Source organism: Candidatus Omnitrophota bacterium (assembly GCA_028699255.1).
Taxonomy (GTDB): Bacteria; Omnitrophota; Gorgyraeia; order 2-01-FULL-45-10; family 2-01-FULL-45-10; genus FEN-1322.
In genome coordinates this window covers 86,987-111,852 of record JAQVUX010000003.1, presented here as the reverse complement: position 1 = coordinate 111,852, position 24,866 = coordinate 86,987, and the positions used below count along the sequence as shown (strand labels likewise).

The 24,866-nt window shown below is 47.4% G+C and carries 22 protein-coding genes; all 22 read right to left on the bottom strand.

The genetic code is table 11. From position 1 onward, the window contains the following. Position 1: 1 nt before the first annotated feature. From PHS46_03475 to hisH, 22 genes are read right to left on the bottom strand one after another with little or no spacing between them, the layout of a single operon-like run. Positions 2-916: a glycosyltransferase gene (locus tag PHS46_03475; GenBank protein MDD3905576.1), complete on the bottom strand. Its 915-nt coding sequence runs from the start codon at positions 914-916 to the stop codon at positions 2-4. Further along, complete coding sequence (locus tag PHS46_03470) at positions 913-1,812, bottom strand: NAD(P)-dependent oxidoreductase (protein MDD3905575.1); 900 nt, start codon at positions 1,810-1,812, stop codon at positions 913-915. The genes PHS46_03475 and PHS46_03470 overlap by 4 nt, the downstream gene beginning before the upstream one ends. Next, entirely contained in the window at positions 1,809-3,770 is a 1,962-nt protein-coding gene (locus PHS46_03465; protein MDD3905574.1) for a hypothetical protein, read from the bottom strand. Before PHS46_03465 ends, PHS46_03470 begins: the two co-directional genes overlap by 4 nt. After that, on the bottom strand, positions 3,767-4,411 hold the full coding sequence (locus PHS46_03460) for an HAD-IA family hydrolase (GenBank protein MDD3905573.1): 645 nt from the start codon (positions 4,409-4,411) through the stop codon (positions 3,767-3,769). Before PHS46_03460 ends, PHS46_03465 begins: the two co-directional genes overlap by 4 nt. Continuing rightward, positions 4,408-5,079 carry a cyclase family protein gene (locus tag PHS46_03455; protein ID MDD3905572.1) on the bottom strand — a complete coding sequence of 224 codons (672 nt, stop codon included), beginning with the start codon at positions 5,077-5,079 and terminating at the stop codon, positions 4,408-4,410. Before PHS46_03455 ends, PHS46_03460 begins: the two co-directional genes overlap by 4 nt. Further along, positions 5,076-5,945: an NAD(P)-dependent oxidoreductase gene (locus PHS46_03450; GenBank protein ID MDD3905571.1), complete on the bottom strand. Its 870-nt coding sequence runs from the start codon at positions 5,943-5,945 to the stop codon at positions 5,076-5,078. The genes PHS46_03455 and PHS46_03450 overlap by 4 nt, the downstream gene beginning before the upstream one ends. Further along, positions 5,942-6,856: a phosphoglycerate dehydrogenase gene (locus PHS46_03445; protein MDD3905570.1), complete on the bottom strand. Its 915-nt coding sequence runs from the start codon at positions 6,854-6,856 to the stop codon at positions 5,942-5,944. Before PHS46_03445 ends, PHS46_03450 begins: the two co-directional genes overlap by 4 nt. Then, a complete protein-coding gene (locus PHS46_03440; protein ID MDD3905569.1) occupies positions 6,856-7,929 on the bottom strand; it encodes a histidinol-phosphate transaminase in 1,074 nt (357 codons plus the stop codon). The genes PHS46_03445 and PHS46_03440 overlap by 1 nt, the downstream gene beginning before the upstream one ends. 5 nt (positions 7,930-7,934) lie before the next feature. Continuing rightward, on the bottom strand, positions 7,935-8,975 hold the full coding sequence (locus tag PHS46_03435) for a class I SAM-dependent methyltransferase (protein ID MDD3905568.1): 1,041 nt from the start codon (positions 8,973-8,975) through the stop codon (positions 7,935-7,937). Then, positions 8,924-9,907 carry a radical SAM protein gene (locus PHS46_03430; GenBank protein ID MDD3905567.1) on the bottom strand — a complete coding sequence of 328 codons (984 nt, stop codon included), beginning with the start codon at positions 9,905-9,907 and terminating at the stop codon, positions 8,924-8,926. The genes PHS46_03435 and PHS46_03430 overlap by 52 nt, the downstream gene beginning before the upstream one ends. A 2-nt stretch (positions 9,908-9,909) precedes the next feature. Further along, entirely contained in the window at positions 9,910-10,647 is a 738-nt protein-coding gene (locus PHS46_03425) for a cytidylyltransferase (protein MDD3905566.1), read from the bottom strand. A gap of 33 nt (positions 10,648-10,680) precedes the next feature. Next, positions 10,681-12,345, bottom strand: a complete 1,665-nt coding sequence (locus PHS46_03420; GenBank protein MDD3905565.1) for a hypothetical protein — start codon at positions 12,343-12,345, stop codon at positions 10,681-10,683. Positions 12,346-12,355: 10 nt separating this feature from the next. Continuing rightward, positions 12,356-13,390 carry a radical SAM protein gene (locus tag PHS46_03415; GenBank protein MDD3905564.1) on the bottom strand — a complete coding sequence of 345 codons (1,035 nt, stop codon included), beginning with the start codon at positions 13,388-13,390 and terminating at the stop codon, positions 12,356-12,358. Positions 13,391-13,411: 21 nt separating this feature from the next. Beyond that, positions 13,412-14,374 carry a glycosyltransferase family 2 protein gene (locus tag PHS46_03410; GenBank protein MDD3905563.1) on the bottom strand — a complete coding sequence of 321 codons (963 nt, stop codon included), beginning with the start codon at positions 14,372-14,374 and terminating at the stop codon, positions 13,412-13,414. After that, the gene (locus PHS46_03405; GenBank protein MDD3905562.1) at positions 14,371-16,728 is read right to left on the bottom strand and encodes a hypothetical protein; all 2,358 of its coding nucleotides are present in this window, start codon (positions 16,726-16,728) and stop codon (positions 14,371-14,373) included. The genes PHS46_03410 and PHS46_03405 overlap by 4 nt, the downstream gene beginning before the upstream one ends. Beyond that, positions 16,729-18,315: a lipopolysaccharide biosynthesis protein gene (locus tag PHS46_03400; protein ID MDD3905561.1), complete on the bottom strand. Its 1,587-nt coding sequence runs from the start codon at positions 18,313-18,315 to the stop codon at positions 16,729-16,731. It abuts the gene before it with no gap. Between the two features lie 6 nt (positions 18,316-18,321). Continuing rightward, a complete protein-coding gene (locus PHS46_03395; GenBank protein MDD3905560.1) occupies positions 18,322-20,130 on the bottom strand; it encodes a hypothetical protein in 1,809 nt (602 codons plus the stop codon). 3 nt (positions 20,131-20,133) lie between these two features. After that, complete coding sequence (locus PHS46_03390) at positions 20,134-21,177, bottom strand: radical SAM protein (GenBank protein MDD3905559.1); 1,044 nt, start codon at positions 21,175-21,177, stop codon at positions 20,134-20,136. A 24-nt stretch (positions 21,178-21,201) separates the two neighbouring features. Next, positions 21,202-22,218: a methyltransferase domain-containing protein gene (locus tag PHS46_03385; GenBank protein MDD3905558.1), complete on the bottom strand. Its 1,017-nt coding sequence runs from the start codon at positions 22,216-22,218 to the stop codon at positions 21,202-21,204. Then, positions 22,199-23,431 carry an N-acetyl sugar amidotransferase gene (locus PHS46_03380; protein MDD3905557.1) on the bottom strand — a complete coding sequence of 411 codons (1,233 nt, stop codon included), beginning with the start codon at positions 23,429-23,431 and terminating at the stop codon, positions 22,199-22,201. The genes PHS46_03385 and PHS46_03380 overlap by 20 nt, the downstream gene beginning before the upstream one ends. An 8-nt stretch (positions 23,432-23,439) precedes the next feature. After that, entirely contained in the window at positions 23,440-24,228 is a 789-nt protein-coding gene (locus tag PHS46_03375) for an imidazole glycerol phosphate synthase cyclase subunit (protein MDD3905556.1), read from the bottom strand. Positions 24,229-24,235: 7 nt separating this feature from the next. Next, positions 24,236-24,859: an imidazole glycerol phosphate synthase subunit HisH gene (gene hisH, locus PHS46_03370; GenBank protein MDD3905555.1), complete on the bottom strand. Its 624-nt coding sequence runs from the start codon at positions 24,857-24,859 to the stop codon at positions 24,236-24,238. Positions 24,860-24,866 lie beyond the last annotated feature (7 nt).

Below are 24,866 nucleotides of genomic sequence, written 5' to 3'. Positions count from 1 at the left end.
TCTATTTATACTGTATTTTAAACTTAAAAGCGGATGCCAGAAAAAGCGCATATGCTTTATAATTGAACGGAAATTCTTTCATCGCTTCATAACACCATCTTTTACTATCGGCGAAATTACCTTTATGGTTAAAAAGCCTTCCCGCCGCGGACATGACCGCGGAGCGACGCTTTTTCATCTTCTCCGCCGTCTCCTTCGTCTTTACCGTCATCTTGGCGAATTCCCGGTCAAGGAGCTTAAGCATATTTGCGGCATTCGCTCCTTCGCTGGCCTGAAAAGCGCCCGTATCCGTTATCCTGCAAGATCCGAGAACCTCAGGCATAAAATAAAATTTGTACTCCCGCGATAATCTCAGCCAGTATTCATAATCTTCTACCGTGTAAAGGTCCCTGTCCTCGCAAAATTTAAAACCATCCCCGAAAAACACTTCCCGACGGAAAATAACCGCGGAAGTGTGTAGGCAATTTCCGCTGAAGAGCAACTGGCTGTACATATCTTCCTGAAGTTGCGCATAAGAAGACTGTTTGACCACCTTATCGCCATTCACTATATTCTCATTGTGGCAGACGAGCGCGATATCCGGCATATCATCCAACACCTTAACGCTCTTTAACAGTTTATCCCGGTGCCAGAAATCATCTCCGTCCATAAGCGCTATATATCTACCTTGCGCCAGGACGATACCGGCATTCCTGCCGCACGCGGGCAATCCGCTGTTCTTCTGATAATAATACTTTATCCTGCTGTCTTTAAATCCCAAAACCACTTCCCTGGTATTGTCTGGAGAGCCGTCATCTAATACTATTATTTCAAAATCTTGAAATGACTGATTGAGCACCGACTTTATTGTTTCGCCGATATATCTTCCGTGATTGTATGCCGTGATAACCACGCTTACCGCGATACGGTCTTTCATAAGCACCCTTCCCGAGAATTTTTCATAAGGGCAAGCCCTTCTTTTAATCCCAGAGGGGAAAAACCAATTTCTTTCTCAAGTTTTTTCGTGCTATAGGAGGTATTCTTAGGCCGCGGGGCTATATTCGGGAAAAAACTGCTGTCTACGGCCTTGATCAAGCCACGGTTCAGGCCAAAAACATCCGCTATTTCCATGGCGTATTCATAGCGATTGACGATATCCCTGCCGGCAACATGATAAATGCCGCGACTGCCTTTCCGTATAAGCGCCCAGACCGATTCCGCGCATTGACACGACGATAAAGGATTATCGTAAATATCTGTCACCATATTTACCGGCTCGCCTTTCGGAAGTTTTTCCAAAAGCGCGGTAACAAGATTCTTCCTCTCATTGGCATTATTCCAGCCGTACATAAGTATCGGCCGGACGATTATATGGTCCTTTATCCGGCCCGTTACGATCGCCTCGCATTCCAGCTTCAATTCGCCATACTTGTTTATCGGATTAGTAATATCGTCTTCTTTATACGGCGGATGCCTGCCGTCGAAAACCGCGTTGGTCGATATATAGATCGACTTTATCCCTTTTTCTTCGCACGCGTTAATTATATTCCGCGTTCCCGCCACATTAGAACCATATGCGGACTCATAATGCGTCTGGCAAAAATCTACGTCTGAAGCGCCTGCCGTGTGAATAACCACGTCTATATTATTATTACGGATAACGCTACGAACGGCCTCCCCGTCCTGAATATCCAGAGAACGGTACGTCGCGCCATCGGCATCCTTTATCTTGTACTTGCCAAGATAGACACCCGTTATCTTATCGGAAACGTCCTTCGTCTCTACCAGGGATTTGCCCAGAAGGCCGGTCGCTCCCGTTATAAGTACGTTCATATTTTAGCCCTTGTCTTCAATATGTCCTCCCACCTACCAAGCTTTTCATCAAGACACCAGTACCTTCGTATAAAATCCCGGTATTCGCGTATCGTATGCAGGCGGTATCCGCCGGCGATCTTTTTTAAGGTTTCCGCAAGTTCCGCGGAAGATCTCACCTTGTGACAGTAGCCGTCAAAATCCGTCAACGGATTCAGCTGAATAGAATTCGGAAAGTACGGGACTATGACCTCACAACCGAAAGCGAGCGCCTCGATGGCAACTGTACTCGTCGGAACGATAACCGCCGTAGCCCGCGAAAGACAATCTGATATATTATCCGTGCGTATTAAATATCCTGCCGAGGCCCTGTCTATGCCCAGCTTTGCGAATATCTTATCCAGTGGTAAAGCGGCGGGATGCCATTTGAACCATACTTCCCAATCCTTGTTCCCGGCCGCGGCGGCATCGGCGATAACAACTAAAGGGGTCGACTCAGATTCTTTCAGGGATCCTGCCACCAGCAATATGGGCCGAGCCTCTGCCGGATGAGATATCTCCGACGTCAATATTTTATCGAGATACAAATAACGGATCGATTCGGCCTTGACTACGTCTCGATATCCTAAACGCGTAAAGTAATCATACGCGGCTTCGCCATTACAAACCAGCGTATCCGGCTGAGGCAGGGCCGAAACACCGTTTTCTATATCCAGCTCGCCCTTACCGTAAAGATACTGAAAATCATTCCTCGATACCGAGGTATGCAGAAACCCTATCGTCCCCATCTTCTCACGGTTATATTTTTTAGCGGCATTTAGCGCCTTTTCCCACGCCTGCATCTCACAGTAATAAAGACAGGCACCGATATTCGGAACGGTTGTAAAAATATTTTTAAAGGCGATAAAATGCAATATACCGTCGATACTTTTCGGGCCATAGAAGGATTCGTTCCACAGCTCTCGTATAATGGGCTCGCTTTCTTCTCCGAATGGCGCGGCCAAAAGTATTTTTTTATCAATATCTCCGATCAGCGAGCCGGCTATAAATACCTGACGTAGCCATAACGCAATACTTTTTACAAAATCTTTTAACGCGAGGAACTCCTCGAGCATGAAAAGTCTATCGCCGCCTTTGGCAAATCTCTCAGCAGTCTTGACCGCCTCATTAAAGCTACCGCTGTCCGGACCGAGGCAATACATTAAAAGCCAGGCCACCGGGATCCGGAGCTCTTTTAGCTTATCCTGGAGAGCCGTCGCATATTTATTCCTGAATACACCGTTATCTTTTCCGCTTATTTCGACGGCAGGAAAGTATGTAACAAAAAGAAGTGATTTCTGAGCCGGCTCTCTTTTCCCGAAGGGCCCGAGGACTCGACGGGCATAGCAGGCGCGCATAAAAAATTGAGCGCCGTAAAGGAAACTCTTAATAAGGTAGACCGCTACTGTCGTGCCCTTTTTGCGATACGCCGAAACTGTCTTTAGACACACATTATTTTTTATAGCGGTTAACAGTATGGACTTTCGCAAACCTTCATCCGACACCGCTTCGATACAGGCCTTATATTTCCCTCCGGCAAGCAAAACTTTGACCGCGCGCGCCTGCGCCAACCGAAAAAAGGCGTCTGTCTTGCATGTGCTCTTTTCGGCTAAAAAACTAAGCCACCAGGCGCTTACGTCATATCCGGGCAGGATCAGACGCTCTTTAACAGTCCGGGCACCTACTTTGCCATCACCTATATCGGCGGACCATTTCGATATGCCGCCCCTGATTATTCCGACCTGCTTTTCGGTTTCCGTTATGCTGTCTATATATTCGATGTCATTGAATTTTTCCCCGAGTACGCCTTTGACCCTGTCCGATATGATCTGTTCCGCTGTTAAGGGAAAAATAGCCACGCCTTCAGTGCTTACGGTATCCAGGATAAGCCTTAATTTTTCGATATCGATCGAGTTGTCAAAAATCACCAGCAGTTTCATCGCAACGATCCTATCTTCAGGTCGACCCCGTCGAGATCCTTCACCTTCGGGCAATCTATACCGGCGAATATCTCTTCATTGTTGTTTATCCGCGCGATGAATTTAACTCCATTCGATTTGGCCGCGGTGTAATCACTTAAAGCATCTCCTATATATACCGAGTCCGCGGGATCGGTACCATCTTCCGCGAGTATATTTTTAACCGAATCGGCCTTGCTGTTCGGGGCGCCGTATACGCCTTTGAAGAATTTTGCTATACCGCGCCTTTTTACTATTTCCTCTATCTCTTTTTGAGGCGTAGCAGATACAATAAACAGGCGATATTTCGAAGCACAGCTACTCAGGAATTCTTTTGCCCCTTTTACATACGGAACCGACACTACCGCATCCAGAACGAGCCGCGCGAAAGAATCGCAAAGCCTCCGGAACTCATCTTCCGGCAGAGAGCGTTTTAATATCTCGCTGTATATATAGCGGAATTTATCATAACGGGATACGCCTGTATTATTGACATGGTAATCGATTACTTTTTTCATAACGGCGGGGCCTTCCACTTCAAATAATTTCGCAAAGGCGCGCGTCTTTATGTCCACGGACTCAACAACCACTCCATCGAAATCTAAAAACACGTTTCTGATCATAGTATCCCTATAATGACGCATGGTGAGGCGTCAAGCGCTCCTCGGAAAACGGGAAACACGGCTACCTGGTCCAGTTTTTTTACATCCGCCGGTATATATATATCTTCCAGTAATAAAAGACCGCCCTTATCTTCCCCTTCGGACGAAAGCAATATCTTGTGTATTTCGCGCCCGATATCTCTGTGCAGATAGGACGAGAACGAGATGCAATCTATTCCTATAGTCTTAATCCCGGGAAAATTACTGCGCAACCACCTCGCGGCTTCCGTGGAAAGATACGGGTTTTTACGGCAATAAGTATCAGGATCCGACCTGTGCCGTGAAAATCCGGTCTTTATCAGCAGAATATCCGGAGCCGATGTGCCGATTTTTAATTTCATATCTTTAATTTCTACCATCTCATTTTTATCTTTCGGACAGTCGACAATCAGCGGTTTTTCGTAAAAAAACTCCGTACGAGCGCAATCAGCTATCGTCCTGCCGCCCCGATAAAAATGGCCGGAGGCCTCTATATGCGTTCCGGAATGGTTCGACATTCCGGCGTAATACGTGTTACAACTATCGCCGGAGCCTTGGTCTTTTATTTTTTTAAACTCCACGGGCGGAGTTCCCGGATACAGAGGCGTCTCGTCGTCTATGGGATACGATAGAGCGATAAGCTTTTTCATTTCAACCCTTCGTAGATACCCTGCATAGATTTCAGGATGCCCTGGCCCAGATCCAGATATGTCTTGCTAATATACCGCTTCGCTATCTTCGGCGTAAAGGTGTACGGGGTGATTTCATAATGAAAATTATTTTTAGGCGCTATATACTCTATGGCTATCGAATTGCCAAGCATCTCATTTATCATCAAAAGCAGGTCTTTCACTTTCATCTGCTGATTACCCGTTATAATGACATACTGCCCGGCAAACTCCTCCGATAATATTTCGACACTGCAACGGGCCGCGTCGTAGACATGGATGTATTCCCTTATCTCCTCTCCGTCCCCTTCGCGCGTTATCTTCTTTTCCGTGAGAGCCTGCTTCAGCATACGGTACATGAAGGTATCTTCGCCTGCGCGCGGGCCATACAGAGAACCGTACCGCAGGATAGTAAACTGCAATCCATAAACTTCGCTATAATTTTCGATGAGAAGTTCGCAGGCCTGCTTCGTACTACGATAGAAAGAACCGGTCTTACTGTACACATACACGGAGCTGGCAAATACGAAGCGCTTAACCTTCGCCTTACAACAGCTATCCAGGATAATAGTATTACCGAGAATGTTAAACTTTACCGCGTCCAGAGGGCGATGGCTAGATTCTTCTATATCGGAAATACCCGCGAAATTATAAACCACATCCGCGCCTTGCACGGTACGCTCAACAAGCTTCTCGTCCATGATATCGCCCGTAACCATCTTCTGTGAACCATGCAAATATTTTGAACGGGCAGTATCGTATATCGTAACATCATGACCCTGTTCCGTCAGGGTGTCGGCAACATGACTGCCTAAAAATCCGGAACCCCCGAATACTATCGCTTTCATATAGCGCCCCCCAGTCCTTTTAGTAGATTTTCAACCGCTTGTTTTTCCATCTGTATGCGCGACTCTTTTGCGTATGAACCCACGTGCGGGGTCAAAACAACATTATTTAATTCTATGAGAGGCCCCTTATAAGGTTCCTCTTTAAAAACATCCATTGCCGCTCCTGCAAGATGCCCGCTCTTCAAGGCGGAATATAACGCATCCTCATCGACGGCTTCTCCCCGGGAAATATTTATGAGCCAGCCGCCCTTCTTCATGGAAGATATTTCGGATCCTCTCAATATCGTCTCTTTCGTCGAAGCATGAACGCTAACTATGTCCGAGGTTTTAAGCAATTCCGCCATCGATACAGACTTAAATCCCGGCGATTTTTCTTTTATAAAAGGATCGTAATAAATAACTTCGCATCCAAAGACGGTTAATAATTCCGCCACCCTCTTTCCAATCCTGCCAAAACCTATTATTCCTACATGCTTGCCGCTCAAAAGATTGCCCATCGATTTTTCCCACACTCCGTTCCTAACGGCTCTGTCCATACGGCTCGTTTTGCGAAGAAGATTAAGGATAAGGCCTATCGTAAGTTCGGCAACGGCTTCCGTAGGAGCGTCCGGAGTGTTAAATACTATTATCCCATGCCGCTTGGCGGCCTCGAGATCGACATTCTCCATCCCCACTCCGCATCGCGAAATAACTTTAAGCCGCGGCAACCCTGAAAGCGTATCGGCGGATATGGTTTCCGTACCCGCGATGATCCCGACAGCCTCTCCGGCAACCCTCACGACCTCATCCGGCTTCAGTTTTCTGCCGTAAGGATTAAAAGTAACCGCATAACCCGCTCTCTCGCAGAATTCTACGGGAGACTTGTCGTATTCACCAAAAGATGTAGTTAAAATAGCGACTTTGGCATTCATTAAACACGTCCCTCCCTGCGCCATATGGCGAAAAAGGCCTTCCAGAACTTTTCCATAAGCCTCTTTTCTCCCGTAGTGATACGCATATAATCGGCGAGAAAATCCTGATTAAAATTGCCGCCGACCAGTATATTCTTTTTCGCAAGCCGCGCTATGATATCTTTTGTTCTCCGCCCGCATTTGATCAATATGAAATTTGCGGATCCATATACATATTCGATTTTATGATCCGATAGTTTGCGGGCAATATATTTCTTGCCCTCTTCGGACCGGTGTATCATTTTACGTATTATCGACGGGCTATCCAGTAATTCTGCCGCGAATAATACAGCGAGGCCGTTTACATCAAAACCCGGCGTTACCTTTCTCAAGCTCTCCACGATCTCTCTGGAAGCGGCGGCATAGCCGAGCCTAGCGTTCGCCATACCGCACAATTTGGAAAACGTTCTTAAAACTATCAGGTTTTTGAACTTCTTTATCAGGCGAATCGCTGTGCGGGGATAATAATAGAAATAGGCTTCATCTATCACGATAAGCGCGTTCTTCTCTGCCGCCTTCTTTACGATCCTCTGGATCGCGGCGTCGCTTATAACGCTACCCGTCGGATTATTAGGGTTCACTATAACGGCCATCCTGACGTCGTTTGAAAGAGCTTTTAAAAAATCTTCTTCCGGGAAGGAAAAGTCCGGGAGATACGGGACGCTTATCACATCCGCTTTAAATATTTTACAATATACGAAATACATAGCAAATGTCGGATCCGTAAGTAATACCCTGTCGCCCTCCGATATATACGCGTCGAATATATGCTTTATTGCCGCGTCCGACCCGTTCGAAAGAGACACGTTCTCCGGCAGGATATTTTCGCGCTCGGCGATCTTCTTGATCAGCCGGCCGCATTCCGGATACGACGACAAAACGTTTGAGTTGATCTTACCGGCTGTTTTCTTTACAAAGTTTCCGGGTAATCCCGACGGATTTTCATTCATATCCAGGCGCAGGCACCGTAGCCTCGAACCTTCCTTCGGCGGCGTCCTGTAGATATCCTTAAGATGTTTTTTCGCATCCGACATAAAAGTTATTCTCCCTTTTGGGCCATCACAAGCATATGACTGGATAGTTTGTTATCGGAAATGAACTTTTGGAAATTACTCAGAACGTTCTCATCCTGATCCAGTATATAATCGATGTAGCTGTTCTTATCCTTTATGTTAAAACCCGAGGAGCGTGCTTTTGAAATTATATCGACATCCAGAATGCCGGGTGTTTCCGCAAAGAGAACACAAAAACCGGCTCTTTCCAAAAGAACGCCGATAGAGCGCGTATTGAAATAATTCAAATGTTCCGGAGGTGTTATGTTCTTCGTTTCGGCATCCATGATTTTAAAATCGAATCCTTCACCGTTCGGCGTGGCTATAGAGATAAAACCTTTTCTCTTTAATACCCTTGAGCATTCTTTCAAAAAAACTGCCGGATCGGAGAGATGCTCGATGAGATCGTTTATAAAGATAGCGTCGGCAAAACCACTACCGGCATCTCCAATACTGCCTTTTAACGCCTGCAATCCCTGCTCGAGGCAAGCTTTGACACACGAGTCCGAAAAATCCATCGCGATAACGTCCTTAAAAAATCCGGAATTTTTAAGGCATAAGGAGAAAGCTCCGCTTCCCGCGCCTATATCGAGCGCGACACCTCCGCGCGCGGCCGGCGCTTCCCGCATAGCGCGTATCATTCGCTCGACGCGCGGCTTATATTGCAAAGCCTTCCGGGCGGCGTCGGCCTTGAGCAAAAGCTCCGTCCACATCTGCGGCGCTTTATAATTATTGTAATAATATGCTATCAGTTCATCCGACGGACGCGGCGAACAGAATAAGGTCAGGCATTTTTCGCATCGTAAGTGGCGAAAACCGTATTTACTGAAAACATATGCTCCGGAGGCGCCGCAAGCCGGGCAATTTACGTCGATAAACCTGTCTTTGTATTTTTCAAAGAAGGCTTCGCCGTCGAGCGCTCTCTGCGCAATAACTTTCTCGTATATATCCTGTGGCCTCATCAAGCCATAACTTTTCACGATACACCATCCCGTCGCGGCGTCTTCTTTATCTGAGCCGTTCTCCATGGACAACCGTTGCAATCCCCGGCCTCATGCGATCGACCGGATCTATGCAGTCGCCTCACTTCGTCGACTTTCGGATCATGCCAGCAATCATATATAGCTCTATCCTTTACGTTACCCGGAGATAAGCGTCCCGGGTCATCGTTATTGCACGGTAGCACATTCCCGTTCCATTCTATGGTCATGCGCTGCCATAACTGAGGACAGGCCCAATCAGCCGTAAGTCCGACAACCCTTTTGGACATATCGGTATAGTCGAGCATAGCAACTTCGTCGCCGTGAGAAAGCCAGAAACGTCCGTACTCATCCCGGTCAAATCCGGGATATTCGACCGACTGAATCCGTATTTTAGGATGCTCCACTTTCATCTTTTTTCTCAATCCTGCCAACGTATCGATATTTTTCAGGACGACGGCAAATTCCGCGTTAACGCGCATCTTCTCATAAGCCAGCGGATCGGTACCTTCCATCGATATTGATATGCGGTCAAGCCCGGCATCGATAAGTTTTTTAGCTATCTCTTCGGTAAGGAGCATACCGTTCGTATTAAAATAGACGTCCAGGACGCCTTTCTTCTTCGCGTAGCCGACCATTTCCGCTACATTCTTGTGCAATAACGGCTCTCCACGGTAACTGAGTTTCAAGGCCCACAATTTATGGCCGGCTCCTTCATCGATTATTTTTTTAAAAAGCGCCATATCCATATCGCCGAAAGAGCCCTTGCCGACATGCGGCCTCCTGTCACAAAATGTACACTTGAGATTACAGCGATTGGTTATTTCGATATCCAGATGCATCGGAAAATCCCGCAGAATGAAATTAGACGGGTATTCGGACCAGCATCGCCTGTATTCCCTATACTCGTCGGTTTTTCCACTATGAACCGATACTCCTCCCAGCGGGTTAAAATTACCGTCGGGTTTTATCTGCACCATAATTACTTTTCTCCGTATCCGTTTTTCTTCAGCCAGTATTCCGCCTGCGGTATCTGCCATTCATAATCGACGTCAAGCCCGCCCCACTGTTTCAACGGATATATCTTGCGGCCCATCCACTTCTGCGGAAGTAATCCGTCTTCAATATTATCGAGGCATCCCGGCCGCACCACCGATACGGCCACATCCGCGAACCAGGCGTCTCCCTGCGAATCCCTGTTGCAGTTGAATGTAGACGGATCGCCGAGCGCCTCGAAAGGTACGAACGGATGTAGCAGTCCGTCTTCCCCGATCCGGCGGGCGCGAAGCGGGCTCCACATGTTATATCGCGACACGGTAACGGCCGAGTCGTAAAGCGGGTTTGCGCGAAGGACTTTCACGCCTTCGTCTATCGTCTGTGGCGTCACCGTCGGGGCATTGCAAAACATGAGTATCATGAACTCTATTCTATCCGAGCCGTAAAGATCCCGTATCACTTTGTACCCGTGGAGAAAAGCGTCAAGCCCCGTGGCCTCGTTGGTGCACAACTCGGCGGGCCTTTTTATGATCTTGATACCGAGGCTGTCGGCCAGCTTCATTAAGTCTTTAGAATCGGTGGATAAAAATACTTCGTCTACGGTTGCGGCCTTTCTGGCCGCGGCCATGGGATAATACGACAATGGCTTGCCCAGCACAGGATACATGTTCTTTCCGGGGAATCCTACACTGCCTTCCCGTCCAAGTAAGAGCGCCGCTACCATGCTAATTACACCTCCTATTGAATGCGGCCGGACTCAAGCCAGCCGAACCTCTTTAATAAAACAAATCTTTCTGCTAAAATTACCTGCCGTCCCCGACGAGGATTCCACATTATCAACTTTTACTCCGTTACTGTATGATATCGGCCTGAGTAACGCGCGATCGATTCCGCCAAACCCATCGCCGGCTATAATCTCGTCGGTGATCCTAAAACCCCATTCTTCTGTCTGCAGGCACCGCCTGAGCAGAATAGCCCCCTTCCCATCCGCCACCGGCGCCGCGGATTGGTTTATCGCCGTCCCTTTCATCTTACGATACATATCGATAAGTTTCCTTGCGTAAAACGAAAACATCGGGATACTGCATGCTATCCTTAGCGCCAGCCGCGCTATGTACGGCGGAAAGAAAAATCTCGCCGGAACAAATTCCACTTCCGCGCTCATCCCATCTTCGGCAAGTTCCGATTTGCGATCGGCCTTGTAGCCACCTGTAAAAATATATTTTCCCGATGAACCGATCGGGCCGTAAACATAACCTGAGTCCTCGTATCTGCCGGTAACGCCGGAGAGCTCGCCGTTAAAATAACCTTTTATCGCGCCGCCGCCTGCAGGGATAAATTCCACATATATGCCCGGAGAAGAACGAGAAAATACGGCCGCCTTTTTAAAAAATCCTCCCGGGGTCTTGTCGTCTTTTTTATTACTATACGCTTTCGCAAAAAGTGATTCCTCGACCATCCTTTTTTTCAGTATCTTCGTGACGATGGGCAAATATCCCCACCTGCACAGGCGCAGGTCATCGGAAAGATATGGGGCTATTCCTTCAAACCCGGCGCTTCTTCCGTCGAAGAAGCGCGCTATCGCGGCGGCCTCAGGCGAATGTTCGGAGAGAAGCACCGTTCCCAACCTGGCAAGATAATTGTTGAAGCATATGCCGGCTTCCGCGGAAACGGTAAGATCCGGGTGAATGAAATTATATAAAAATGAATATAGTTTTCTCATGGGCTGTATAACAGAGTCGTCACTCATCAGCACATGGTAGAGCATCATATAGTCGAGCAGGACACTGCAATATCCCAGATCCATACCCGCTACCTCATTAAACCACCCCTCATCCGTCTGCGACCCAAGCACCTTTGCGCATTTCTCGCGCGCGGCCCGGCCATAATATTCGTTTCCCGTAATGCGGTATGCGAGTGCCAGGGCGGCCGCGGCCGCGGCTTCATGATTAGATTTAACATCATCGTTACGCTTCACCAGCCAATCCGCCGCCTTCACTATGACAGCCGATATCCTGGATCTATCCGCATCCTCAACCGAGTCTCCGAGAAGATACAGCGCTAAGCCGAAAGCGATGAGGCTGAATTCCGTCGCGGCAAAACCGCGCTCATTCTTGTACCATTCGTCGAAACTGCCATCGCCATGCTGAATCTTTGCCCAGAAAACGACAGCGGCGGAAAAAGAAGCGTAGAGATCCTTCTTCGACGGCATGGAGCTGTCATATATAGCCGGATGTGTCAGAAGACCAAGCGCGGCGCCCGCCTCCTGATAACGGGCATCCGCAAAGTCGGTCACCTTATCCCGCCAGTAAGCATAATGGAAACAGCCGTAAGCGGGTGAGACGATATTACGATCCTGCATGGAGATCAGCCTGCGACTGTTCTCTTTTATATAGTTCAGCTGATATTCAAAATCGTTCATGACCTCCCCCTTACCTCCGAACCGTCGGCAAATATGCTTTTACCAGGTCTAATAGATTTTTAATACTCAACAGCATCGATGGAAAAGCTATACATCTCTTATAGCAGGCGTTACAAAATTCATACTTACCCAACTTCTCCCGCACGTCTTTCAGGCCCCGCATACGTCGCCAAACGTCGTGCTTATCTCCTTCGAGCTTAAAAAGAGTAAAAGCGTCGCACGGGATAGAAACCGTGCCGTCGGGCCGTATATTCAGCGAGACATCCAACGCCCTGCATCTTGTGCCGAGCCCGCCATCCGTGATCAGACGGCGGTAAAAACCAGGGTTAGCCAGGACGTCCGGAAACATTTCTTTAAATTCGTCGAGCGTATCGAGAAAGTCTGCCTCACCCAGTCGACTATCTTGCTGGATACTACTAACCTCTTTTGCGTCTTCTGATGTTATCTTCGTCCTCATGGAATAAGTAACCATCGACAGATCCACCTGCACGCCCCACTCCCTGGCCTGCGCAAAGAGCTTCTTCAAATTCTCCCTATCCGCCGCGCGCGTAGCAACGCACACGATCATCGGCGGCTTGCCCGCTTTCACGAGAATCGGCACTAACTCCCGCACGCTTTCAAAAGCGCCCGGTGTGCCACGGATGGCGTCATGGACATCCCCGTATCCGTCAACGCTCAGGCGTATCATGTCTGCCTTCAGGATAGCGGATATCCTATTCTTCGCGTTCAATCCGTTCGTTGTAAATATAGACGTCATACCGCTCTTCTTTACGGCGTCCATTATGGCATCTATGTCGTTGCGAAGCGTCGGCTCGCCGCCGGTGAGTAGTATGATGTTCGTCCCAATCTCCGCAAGCTCTTCTATCATCCGGATGGCCTCCGGCGTATCCATCTCTTTGGCGGCCATATTCTTTTCATTGCAAAATGCGCATCGCATATTGCACCGGTAGGTCGTCTCCCAAACCGCTATGATTGGCCGCGGCATACCCAGCTTTATCGCCAAGATGTTCCCGAGAAGCTTTAAGCCGTACTTTATTTTTTGCATCTGTATCGCGTCCTTATCCTCTTAACATTCTTTCTCATCTATAAGACTCTCCACATATCCGGTAACTCCTTTTGAACCGGAGTGCTGGAGAATAAAATCACATACAAACCCTGTGAGGAATACGTTCAGCCCCAGTATACAAACCGTAAACGAAGCCATAAGAAGCGGCCTGTTGAACAGCATATACTGGGTTCCGAAACCAAATACGAACATAAGATGCCTGCACAATAGATATGCGGCAAGCAATGCTCCGGGGGCAATCAACATTATACCTATCGCGCCAAAAAAATACAAAGGACTGAACCTGTATTTGTATGTGAACAGGATCGATAGGATATCGAACAGTCCATGGTAACGAAAAGCAGGATATTTGGAAGAGCCAAATCTTCTCTTATCATGCGATATCGGAACCTCGGCAACTTTGAATCCCATAAAATAAGCCAAAAGCGGTATAAAACGGTGATGCTGGCCGTAAACCGATATATTCTTTACAACATTTGACCTGTATATTTTGAACCCGCAATTAAAATCATGGAACCTTATCCCGCCGAGACGTGATACAACATCATTAAAAACCCTGGAGCCAAGAACCCTCACGATGCCGTCTTTCCTGTTTTGCTTCCAGCCGGAGACGAGATCATACCCTTCACTTATCTTATTGATCAGGACGGGTATATCTTCCGGCCTATCCTGTAAATCTCCGTCTATGGTAATAACATAGTCCGAATGCGAATTCATAAACCCCGCGGTCAACGCGAACGACTTGCCGACATTCTTCCGTAAAAAGATAGCTTTAACATATTTCCTGCCGGCGCAAAGAGATTTGATAACGTCACGCGAAGAGTCTGTAGACCCGTCATCGACTATAAGGATATCGAACTCTTTCTCCTCTTTGATCGATCTGAAAGCAGTCTCGATCCTGTCGCATAATTCTGTCAGGCTATTGGACTCATTATATACCGGAACCAATACGGTGTATTTCATAACCAACCCTCTTTTCTTTTTTTGCGCCCGGACAAAACACAATAGACCGTTAAAAATAATACCCAGGAAACGATCGACACATATATGCCGGGCATAAATGCGCCGGTGTCGAAAAATAGCGTCACTTCATGCTTTCCCTTCGGGAGCAGTACCTCTTTGAATATATCATTACACTTGAACACCGGATAAAAAGCTTCTCCGGATCTGGCCTTCCAGAAAGGATGCCAGGCATCCGCGACTATGAGCATGTTCGCGGTTTCGCCGTAATAATCGAAAACCATCCTCCCGAAGGAAAATTCTTTCAACGAAACACCGGAGCCATCGGACACGCCCGCTCTATTTTCCAGGTAAAAGTAGGGGCGCGCGGCGGTATTCTTATATATGTATAATTGCCGCGCCTTCGCGGCCAATGACAAACCATCCGCCGGCGGCAGTTCGCGGAACGAATAATAATAAGATATCGCCGAGTCATTCATCATCTTCGATGTTATGAACGGGCCGGCGTCGAGCTCCCGCAAACTTCCGAGGCGCGTTTGACCATCGCCATTAAAAATACGAATGGTGAAATCCGCAACCGGCTTTTGCGAAAACGACTTGCCGGACGATATGCTCAACTTCGGTGCGTCCCAGTAACCTGGCATATACCGTCTTGGGGCGCCGTCCTCTTCCACCCAATTCTTTTTAAAACTCTCCAGGGTCTTTTTGGTCTTTTGGCTCGTCTTGTCCAGGGCGCTGTAAAAACGGTCGGTCGGTTTCAAGGATTTCACAAATTCGGCAATCTCGTTCTGGGCCCAAACCATCGGCCCTTTATGCAAAGGATATATGGCCCATGACAATAACAATGCATTTGCCAGAAGCAGTAAAGCCAGTCCATTTTTGTAAGTGGCGGAGATTTTATTCATATATTTCTTCGATGCAAAAATCCAGATCAGAAGCGCGCTCGAAAGATAGAACAGAATACTGCAAAGACCCATCCCCTGCTGAACACTTTTAAGATTAAACAGCGCCACATAAGAAACTAACCCGTCGGCGGCGCGGGATAAATTACCAAAAGGCAAGACCCGGATCAGTCCGGCTAAGCCGTCAAGCAGGATACCCGGCGATACTACCGAAATTACGGCAAAGACGAATAGCGCCGCATAAAAAAGACACAGGATGGCGGCTACAGCCGAACGCAGGCTTTTGCCCAAAAGACTCTTCATATTGAAATTGCCCGCCGATATCCCGGAAATAAATATGCCCAGAAGTCCTATTTGAAAACAATGGTACGCCGGCTGAAACTTACATAGCGGATAACCATTTATAATGAATTGCGAAAGATTGGCATATGCAGGCACGGCGCCCATAAAAAATTCGTGCGCAAACAGAACTACGATAAGCCACTTCATGGAAAATTCCCAGAATCCCGATGAGCGCTTAAAAAGAAAAACAATCAATACGAGTGGAAATACCACGGAACACATATCCCAACTCACTTTTGGCAACCAATCCATGCCGGGTAGTATTATATTGCCGGGTAGCCATCCGCAGTGAAATAGATTTATCAGAAAATACATCGCGGAAGCCGGGCTGAATACCCCCGCGGCATTATAAACCGGCTCTCTCAAATATCCGGAAAGGTTCTTTTCTATAAAAACAGAATAAAATATCCAGAAGCCGAGTAACACGGTCATCGTTATCGCCGTTAAGTAGAGTAGCACGGCTCTTATTACCAACCCGGCCCTTTCCTTTTTAAAGTATATCCAGAATGTCACCGCAAAGATACCGCTGACTATTAAAAGTTCCAAAAACGGCGCGAAGCTCCCGAAGAACCACACGAACCACAATAGGAATCCGGCGCGTAAAAGATATACCGTCTTCGGGTCTTTGAAATAATCATAAATGAGCATAAGTAAAAGCGGCGTACCTATAGAAAGCGTTATCCAGTGCCTCTGGAAGAAGAACTCATGCTGAAGCGGGCCGAATACTATCAAAGGCGCAAGGAACGCTGATATCCAGCGCATACCCGGCGCGACTCTCTTCAATAAAACATATTGCGATATCGCGGCAAGGATAAGAAGAAGAATAACGGATGAATTATATGCCAGCGCGGGCAACTTTATTATTTTTTCCCATATCGAGAATACCGACCAGGCATGCGCCATACCAGGATCCCCGAAAAAGAATGATATCCCGAAGCCCTTGTCCGGCCGCCATCCGTTCCCTATGGCGTTCCCATGAGAATAGCCATGAAGAAGCACCGCGTCATCATCCACAAAAAAGTCCGCCCCGGCGAAGAGTCCGCTATATCCGAATAGTACTATTGCGGCTATAAATAATACCGGGAGCCATTCGCGCTTTAGGATATCCGGCATCTACCTGTCCCTCCCCAATTTCTTCATGCCTGCCTCAATGGCGCTGTCGATATCGCTTTTTCTCAGCGCAAAGATGCCGGGGAAAAAATACAACACCGCGGCGGCCATAGCGGTATAAGCCAGTCCCGCCGAGAAAAAGTTCACAAAATTATTGCAGAAAAATCCCGTAAATCGCACAGCGGCGAATGATGCCGCGAAGGCAAGCGTCAAAAGCGCCGCCATGGTTGTGCCCTGCGCGAATACATATTTTCTGAATGAGAACTTGAGAGCCTTGGCCGTACCGTATAAAAGCGCATTGACCCCCAGACCTTGAAGCAATATCATCTTTAGAGCCAGTCCGGTCGCGCCGGCATCCAACCCATAAAGCGCGCGGGGGGCTATTAAAAAATAAGTCGCCGGGATACCTAACAGCATAAATAATATACTTATATTACTGTAAGATTTGGTCTCGCCCATCGCCAAAAAAACTGAGCCGCATGCCTGGCCAAAAACCTGGTAAATGGGATAAAATGCCATGATGAATAACGGCCAGACCGAATCCCTGTATTTATCTCCGCCCATAATCGCGACTATGTTCCCCGATTGCGCGGCGATAAAGCACGTCAAGAAAGTGGTAGAGAACAATAACACGGGCATATATTTCTGAAAGACACGGCTCATCTCTTTAAGATCCTGTTTGGCGTGCGAGATCGAGAATTCCCTGACCAAAAGAGGCGTCAGCGCCCCGGCGAAAATAAAACACAGCGCGCTTATCTGAAAAGAGAACCCGAAAAAGCCCTGTTGTATACTTCCGCCGAAAGCCTGCAAGAGCCATCTATCGAATATATTCACTACCATCCCTATAAGATAACAAAAGAATAAAGGATGGCTGTAAGTATAGAATTCTTTTATATATTTCTTTGCTCTATCAAAAGCGATGGTTATTCCCTGCCCAAGCAAATAGCCTTCCCGCCTCATTATATATATAAATGCCAGGATGAGGAAGCAGAAAACCGCATATTGAAGATAGAAAAAATTGGCCAGGGTAATCTGGTTGAAAATATATAACAGGACAACTATCGCGACGGTCAATACCTTTTGAAGCATCTTCGCCTTCTCGGCCATGACCGTGATACCATATGCGTCGGTCATGCTTGCCATAGCCTGCACTACCCAGCTCAATATACCGAACCCCGCGGCCAGATATATGTAAAATATCTCCTGCCCCGGCCAAAATCCGGCGTAAGCGCCGGTCAATACCGATACTACGACAAACGTCATAACACCTACCACGAGAAAAGCGGCAAAATATATATAGAATGAAACTAAATCCCTCTCCTCGGGGCGCTGTGAAAGCTTGGTATAAAAACACGCCGACGTACCCATGTCGAAGAAATTCGCTACCTGCGTAAAAAAATTGGTCAGGAAGCTGAAATCGCCGTATGCGCCCGGGCCCAGGCTCCGAGGCACGATGGACTGGGTAATAAATCCCATGCCGAACCCTATAAAGTTGGCAAAGAATTTATAGAGCCAGCGCTTCTTAAGGGAATCGCCCCGGAAGCGTTTCTCGCAGGCGATATTTTCCGGTATTATGTCCTGGGTATCCATACGCTATTAGCTCACCAGCTTTTTTACCAGCTCCGTTATATTTTTTTTCGCATCTTTTTTGTAGACATAGCGCTCGTAGAAACTATTGTCGCGCTTCTTCTCCAATTTCCCGCTGAAAAAAAGATCCAATTTCGGGATGATATCTTCGGCATTCTCTGCGCAATGCACCCGCTTCTTAAGCGCGTCCAAAGCGCCCGCTTCGATGGGCCTTACAACATTATGGTTCACTAAAAATATCTCCACGTCGCAGGCGATGGCTTCGTAAAGTGCCGTCGTGGCATGTTCCAGCAATACAGCCTTAACATCATAAAAATTAAGCGCATCCTCGAACGAAAGATTATTTATTAATTTGATATTCTTCATTCTTTCAAGAGCCGGCAATATCGCCAGATTATCGTAATTGGAAAAAGGCATGGGCTTTACCACTATATTGCGCCCTTTTACCCCGTCCAGGTATTCTACCAGCTTGAGCTGATTATTTAAAATGGTGTCCGGCATATCCCTGATCATGCCGCCCTCCAGCATAGACAGCGTTATCGTCGGTGGAATGAGTAAATCAATGACCGGCCTGCCTCGCCTTTTTTCCTTAAACGTTTTTGTCGTGCCGAATTCATGAATAGTTACCATGTCGAATTTTTTTTCGGGATAAGTTTTTGCCAGATCATTTTTATTGAACCCGTAAGATATGTAATCGGTGCACCTGGTCGCGTCCGACATATGGACGTCACTATTATGAAGATTGCCCAGAAGGCCGCCGTGTTGCATACCTATGACGGGCTTGTTATTTTTCAGGAGATATTCGGCCACTAAACCCCTCGGGCCAAAAACCGGCGAGATGCCCCATATTCCCAGCTTTATACCGTATATGCTATTCAATCGGTCTAACTCCTTAAGGCATCCTATGTATCTACCGGCTCCTTTATTGAACATCTCTTCCGCGTTTTTCATTATAATATCTCTGAAATAACGCCGGCTCTTGTCCGAATCGGTTCCCGCAAAGCCCCTTGGAACGATAGATATCTTATAATCATGCACAAGCCCCGCGGCGGAACCTGCGGGCAAAGGAGAATTGATATCATAGTATATGACATTATACCGTGACAACGCCAGCATGCGACGCAGGAAAGACAGGTCGCATAACGGTTCGATCAATACTATGGTTTTTCTCCCCTTTAACATCACAGAGTATCTGAGTTTAAGTAAAAGCTTTTCGAGGCGCGAGAGCAACTTCAAAAATACTACGTACGGATAGTCTATGACCTTCCGCCACTTTAAAATATCCGGATTGCCGATTACCGCCTGTGTCCGCGCGCCGGCCATGATAGCCGTTAATTTAACGCCGGAAAGCGTCTTCAACACATCCTCTATAGTAATAGCGGATTCTTCGTATTCATTTATCTTTTTGTTAAAAAAAAGTATCTCGCTTATACCGCTCTTCTCTATAGCCGCTTTAAGCGAGTCGTGCAGATTAAAACAAGTCAAAAACTGGAAATAGATGATATATGAAAATAGCGGCCGGAAAAGTCTGACGTCCCTTAAACCGGATCTTCCATTTATTCCTGCGGAATGAGCCGCGTCCAGAAGATCCACCGTTTCGTTCGCCATTTCATCCGACAGTTTTATATTCCGCGCCGCCTGCTCCGGCGCGATATACTTACACAGGGATATACACTCTATCCGGAACTTTTCTTTCAGAAACACATCCACGGATACGTGAGTGGAAAAAATAACGGTATCGTCCCGTAATAAAAGATCTATATTTTCCGCCGCGTAAAAAGCGTCTTTGGTATCATTGAGTATCAAGGCCCTGCGCATTATCTATTTTTCCTTCAAAGTTAACGGTTCATACTTTTCAGTACTATGCAGGGATCTGAGGCAATTAAGGCAGGCCTTATTAAGGGGTTTTTCCCCGCACAATTGCAACCTCAGGTCGCGCATATATTCCGAATTCCATGCATCCAGTATACTCATATCCCTGATATTCCCTATCGTCAGGTGCTTACAGAATTCGGAACAGCACGGCTTGTAATCCCCGTTCCAGGTGATATACAGCATCCTCTTGGGATATATGCAGTTTATTTTTTCGATCTTGTCATATCGCAATTCGTCTATGTTTTTTATATCGATAAGCGGCTGTACATCGACTTCATCCGCTATTTTGCTCCAAAAGTCTACGAATAAGCCTATCTCGGGTTCGGTTAGGTTATATTTTACGGCGGTCACCCTGAGAACCGGTAGTTTCGTTCTACGTTTTTCTCTTTTGTCGAGAAAATTGAATATGTTCGACATCAATTTATTAAAGTCTCCGCCCCTGGTTTTCCTGTAAGTCTCGCCGGTTACAGCGTCGACCGATATACTGAGGCGCGTTACATCACTATCCAATATGAGATCAATGCGTTCATCGTTCAAAAGCGTACCGTTCGTATATACCCACGTGTCTTCAAACTTATTTTCAGATATCCGCTTCATCACATCCGCTATCCGCTTATATACAAATACTTCGCTTTCACTGCCTATCCCTATAGAATATACACCTATCTTTTTGCATTCATCTATAAGCCGTACGGCTTCGTCGTATTCCAGTAAATGTCTCTCCGTCTTATCCTTATTAAATGTTCTGTAGCAGTGCGCGCATGACAAATTACATGAATCGCTGAAACTGAATGTCACAAAATACGGGAAGTCCGGCGTCTTACTGCCCTCGCTCACGCTTTCCCAAAGTTTTCTGTATTCGAGAAACTTTTTCGCCCTTTCGGGATGCCCGCTTTCAATATAGGAATCGTGTATAAAGAGATTTGAATCTTTTTTCCCGAAATGTTTTAAGTGGTCTATCGAATCTTTCCTTTTAACCAATTCTTTCATGCTATGCCTCGAAGGTTAAATGCGTCATTTTTTTCGTCCTACTATCCACATATGCGAAGATAGCAGATTATCCGCCAGGAAATCCTGGAATGAACGGCCCGCCTCATCCCATCGATCGAGGAGTACGCGCTTAAGGAAAGGTCTTCCCGATAGATCTATCTTCCCGCCAAGCGCCGCCTTCCTAACAAGCTCAGCATCGAGCCTGCCGGGTGTCGCTATATCCACAACATCGAAACCGGATCTTTCAAGAAGCCTTGAGAGAGACTCCGGGTGAAAGTAGTTTAGATGCTCATTATCGAATGTTGCCGAAAGTTTACCCAGCACATCTACGTCGAATCCTTTGACGTTAGGGCACGTTAAAATGATAAGGCCGCCTGTCGAAAGCAGTGACGCGCAACTGCGCAAAAAACCTGACGGATAAAAAAGATGTTCGATAACTTCGAAGGAAGCAACGACATCGACGGAAAGGCCTTTAAGCTTAATCTTCTCCACCGGCTTCTCTATTACTTCTATGCCTTTCTTCCTGCAAGTATCGGCCAAGCCGGGCGTCGGCTCTACTGCTATGATCCTGCGGAAAAATTTCACCCGCGCGGCCTCTTCGCAGAAGGTACCGAAACCCGCGCCGACTTCCAGGAGCGTCTTTGGCCGTAGGCCGTAACGCTTACAGAACTCCACCAGCTTTTTCACTCTGGGTTTGAATATTTTTTCCCTCCTGGCTGATTCCGAAGCCGGGAAGATATAATTATTCCAATATTCATAATTCTTGGAAGCCGAGTAATACTTCTCCAGTATCTCCGGCGTAGGCCTGGGGTTCACATATACCGTCCCGCATTTTTCGCACTTAACATATTGAAGCCCATACTTCGTAAACATCTTCCGCGAAGAACCGTTTTCGCAGGCAGGGCACGCGACCTTCACAAACTTTTTCTTGTACGACAGTAGCATCTTTATGTCCGAGGCAAGTAATCCTGCCTGGTCCGCCTTCAAATACTCCGGCCTTATATCTTCTTCGCTTATGATATTACTTTTTTGTTCGGCCATAATTTTCCTCTCGCATAAATTTAGCTCTCTGGGGGCACTTTAGATGAACCGGCCCGTAAGCGGAAGAACCGCCCCAGATATCGTCCTTTACCCATTGGCCGCCTTCTATGCGCCAGGCCCGCGGATCACGGAAAGTATCGCATATGGCGTCAAATTCCTCTTCGGTCATATTTACATATTTAAGCCACCGCTCCAGGTCACGCCGCGGCTTTACATGGTCGTACTTACGCACCATCTCTATTCCTTTTTCGCGCGTCATGACGCCTGCGCGTATATCCTTGGAAGCGTGATCGCTGGCCCTGCCATATCCGAATTTCACGAACTTCAGATAATCATGGATACCGTTCTCGTGCATATCATCGAGATTTGAAAAACTGCGGTAAGTGCGCTCAAAGGGTTGTTGTGCCGCCCTCCACCCGTATAGCTTCGTTACCAATTCGGCGTTCTTCGTGCCGTCCCAATCGAGATAGTTACTTAAATATATGCCGCGCACTCCCACGGAAGCTATCTCTTCATCAGGCGGATATTGCGCCCACAGAAGATCTTTAGGTCTTAGACCTTCCTTGAGTTCACTGCGGCCGAGCTTCTCCAGTCCTTCATCCGTAAAATCGTGCCAATCATATCCTCGCAACCCGTGTTCAAGACGGGTCTTCGCGGTAAATTCCACAAAATCGCTGTAAGAGTACATACCACCCATATCCATGAACCCATGTTCCCCCCACATCATAAGAGGTACTTTATGCCTGACCGCCTCCTGGATAGGAACCGTAAATATTCCGCAATGATTATGCCAGTTCATATCCCCCTGCAGTTTGAAACCGATGCGGTTCATTTTTATCAATACATCGACGCCGGGTTTGACAACTATGTGATCGCAATCGAAGAGTTCCCGCATCCGCGCGAGATTGTATTCGCCTTCCGGAAGATAATTATTACCGTGATATGTAACCAAAAGAACCTTCAGCCCAAGCTCTTTGCTGGCTATATGCGCCTGGTAATAACTGTCTTTTCCGCCGCTTACGGGGATAAGAATATCGTAATTATTTTTGGCTCGGTATTCATCCGTCAGTTTTTTCAACATCTGGAATCGCCCCTTCCAATCGATAACTTTTTTCTGACCCGCTACCCTGCATCCGGAACATACCCCTTTGTCGTCAAAGGTCAGCGGAGTGGCCGCCATAGAAGGATACATACACCTGGAACAGAACTTCATCCTATACCTCACATTCTTATATTTACGCCGCTCTTCGACAGGGCCCGTTTCCCGCCCATGTCGGACAATTCCTTAAAATGCCATATATTTGCCGCCGCGGCCGCGGAAGCTCCGGCTTTTATACCGTCCGCGTACTGTCCGTAAGCGCCGATTCCGCCCAGCGCTATGACCGGTATAGAAACAGCTTCGCTTACCGAGCGTATCATGCCAAGGTCATAACCATTGCCCATGCCATCGCGATCTATACTCTGGAGTAATATCTCCCCGGCGCCAAACCCTTCCGCTTTCTTAGCCCAACCCTCGGGACTCATCCCGGTCGCAGTACGGCCGCCGTCGATAAAAACTTCCGGGCTCCCGCCCTCATAGCGCTTCGCGTCTATACATACGACAACCGCCTGACTGCCAAAAATCTTTGCGGCCTGCGTAATCAATTCCGGCGTCTCGACCGCGGCGGTATTGATAGTTATCTTATCCGCCCCTCTTAAAAACCGTTGTCTCATGTCATCGATGGTACGTATCCTGCCGCCCCACGTAAGAGGCATAAAGCAGGTCTTGCTCACCTCTTCCAATATAACGAGAGGATCTTTAAGTCCGCGGACCTTGCCATCTTCCCGACGAAGGTCGTAATCATCCGATCGGCTTATATCCAAATAGATAAGTTCATCCACGTTCCATTGGTTGAATCGCTGTACCTCGATTATCGGATTACCGATTATCTGATGTATACTAAAAGCCTCACTGCGAACAAGCATCCCGTTTTGCAATAAAAGAACCGGTATCAACCGTTTTTTTAACATAATCTTATCAATTTCCGCTCAGAAAATTCATGAGCACTTTAAGCCCTGCCTTATGGCTTTTTTCCGGATGGAATTGTATCGCCGAGATATTCTTCAATTTTATACTGGCAACAAAATCGCCTTCATAGTCGCAGATACCGCTTACGATGTCTTTATCATCCGGCACAAGAACATAACTATGCAAAAAATAGAAGGACTGCGGATCCGGAAGGCCGGCATACAAGCCTTCTTTTTTTATAACCCTCACATCGTTCCAGCCTATGTGGGGGACACGAAGCCCGGGCTTCCCCTCGCCGAGACGGATCACTTTACCCGGGATCCAGTTCAACCCGGAACATTTGCCATGCTCGGTGCCGAAAGTCGCCAATAGTTGCATACCGAGGCATATGCCTAAAAAGGGTTTCTCTTTACCCAGCACCTCTTCTTCCATCACTTCGACCCATCCGGCATCGCGCAGGTTCCGCATGGCATCGCCGAATGCGCCTACTCCCGGCAATACGATCCGGTCGGCTTTACGAATATCCCCCGGATCTTTTACAATGACCGGAGAATGGCCGAGAACATTGAACGCATTGACGACGGATCTTAAGTTTCCCATCCCGTAATCTATTATCGCTATATTTATACGCATACGCCTT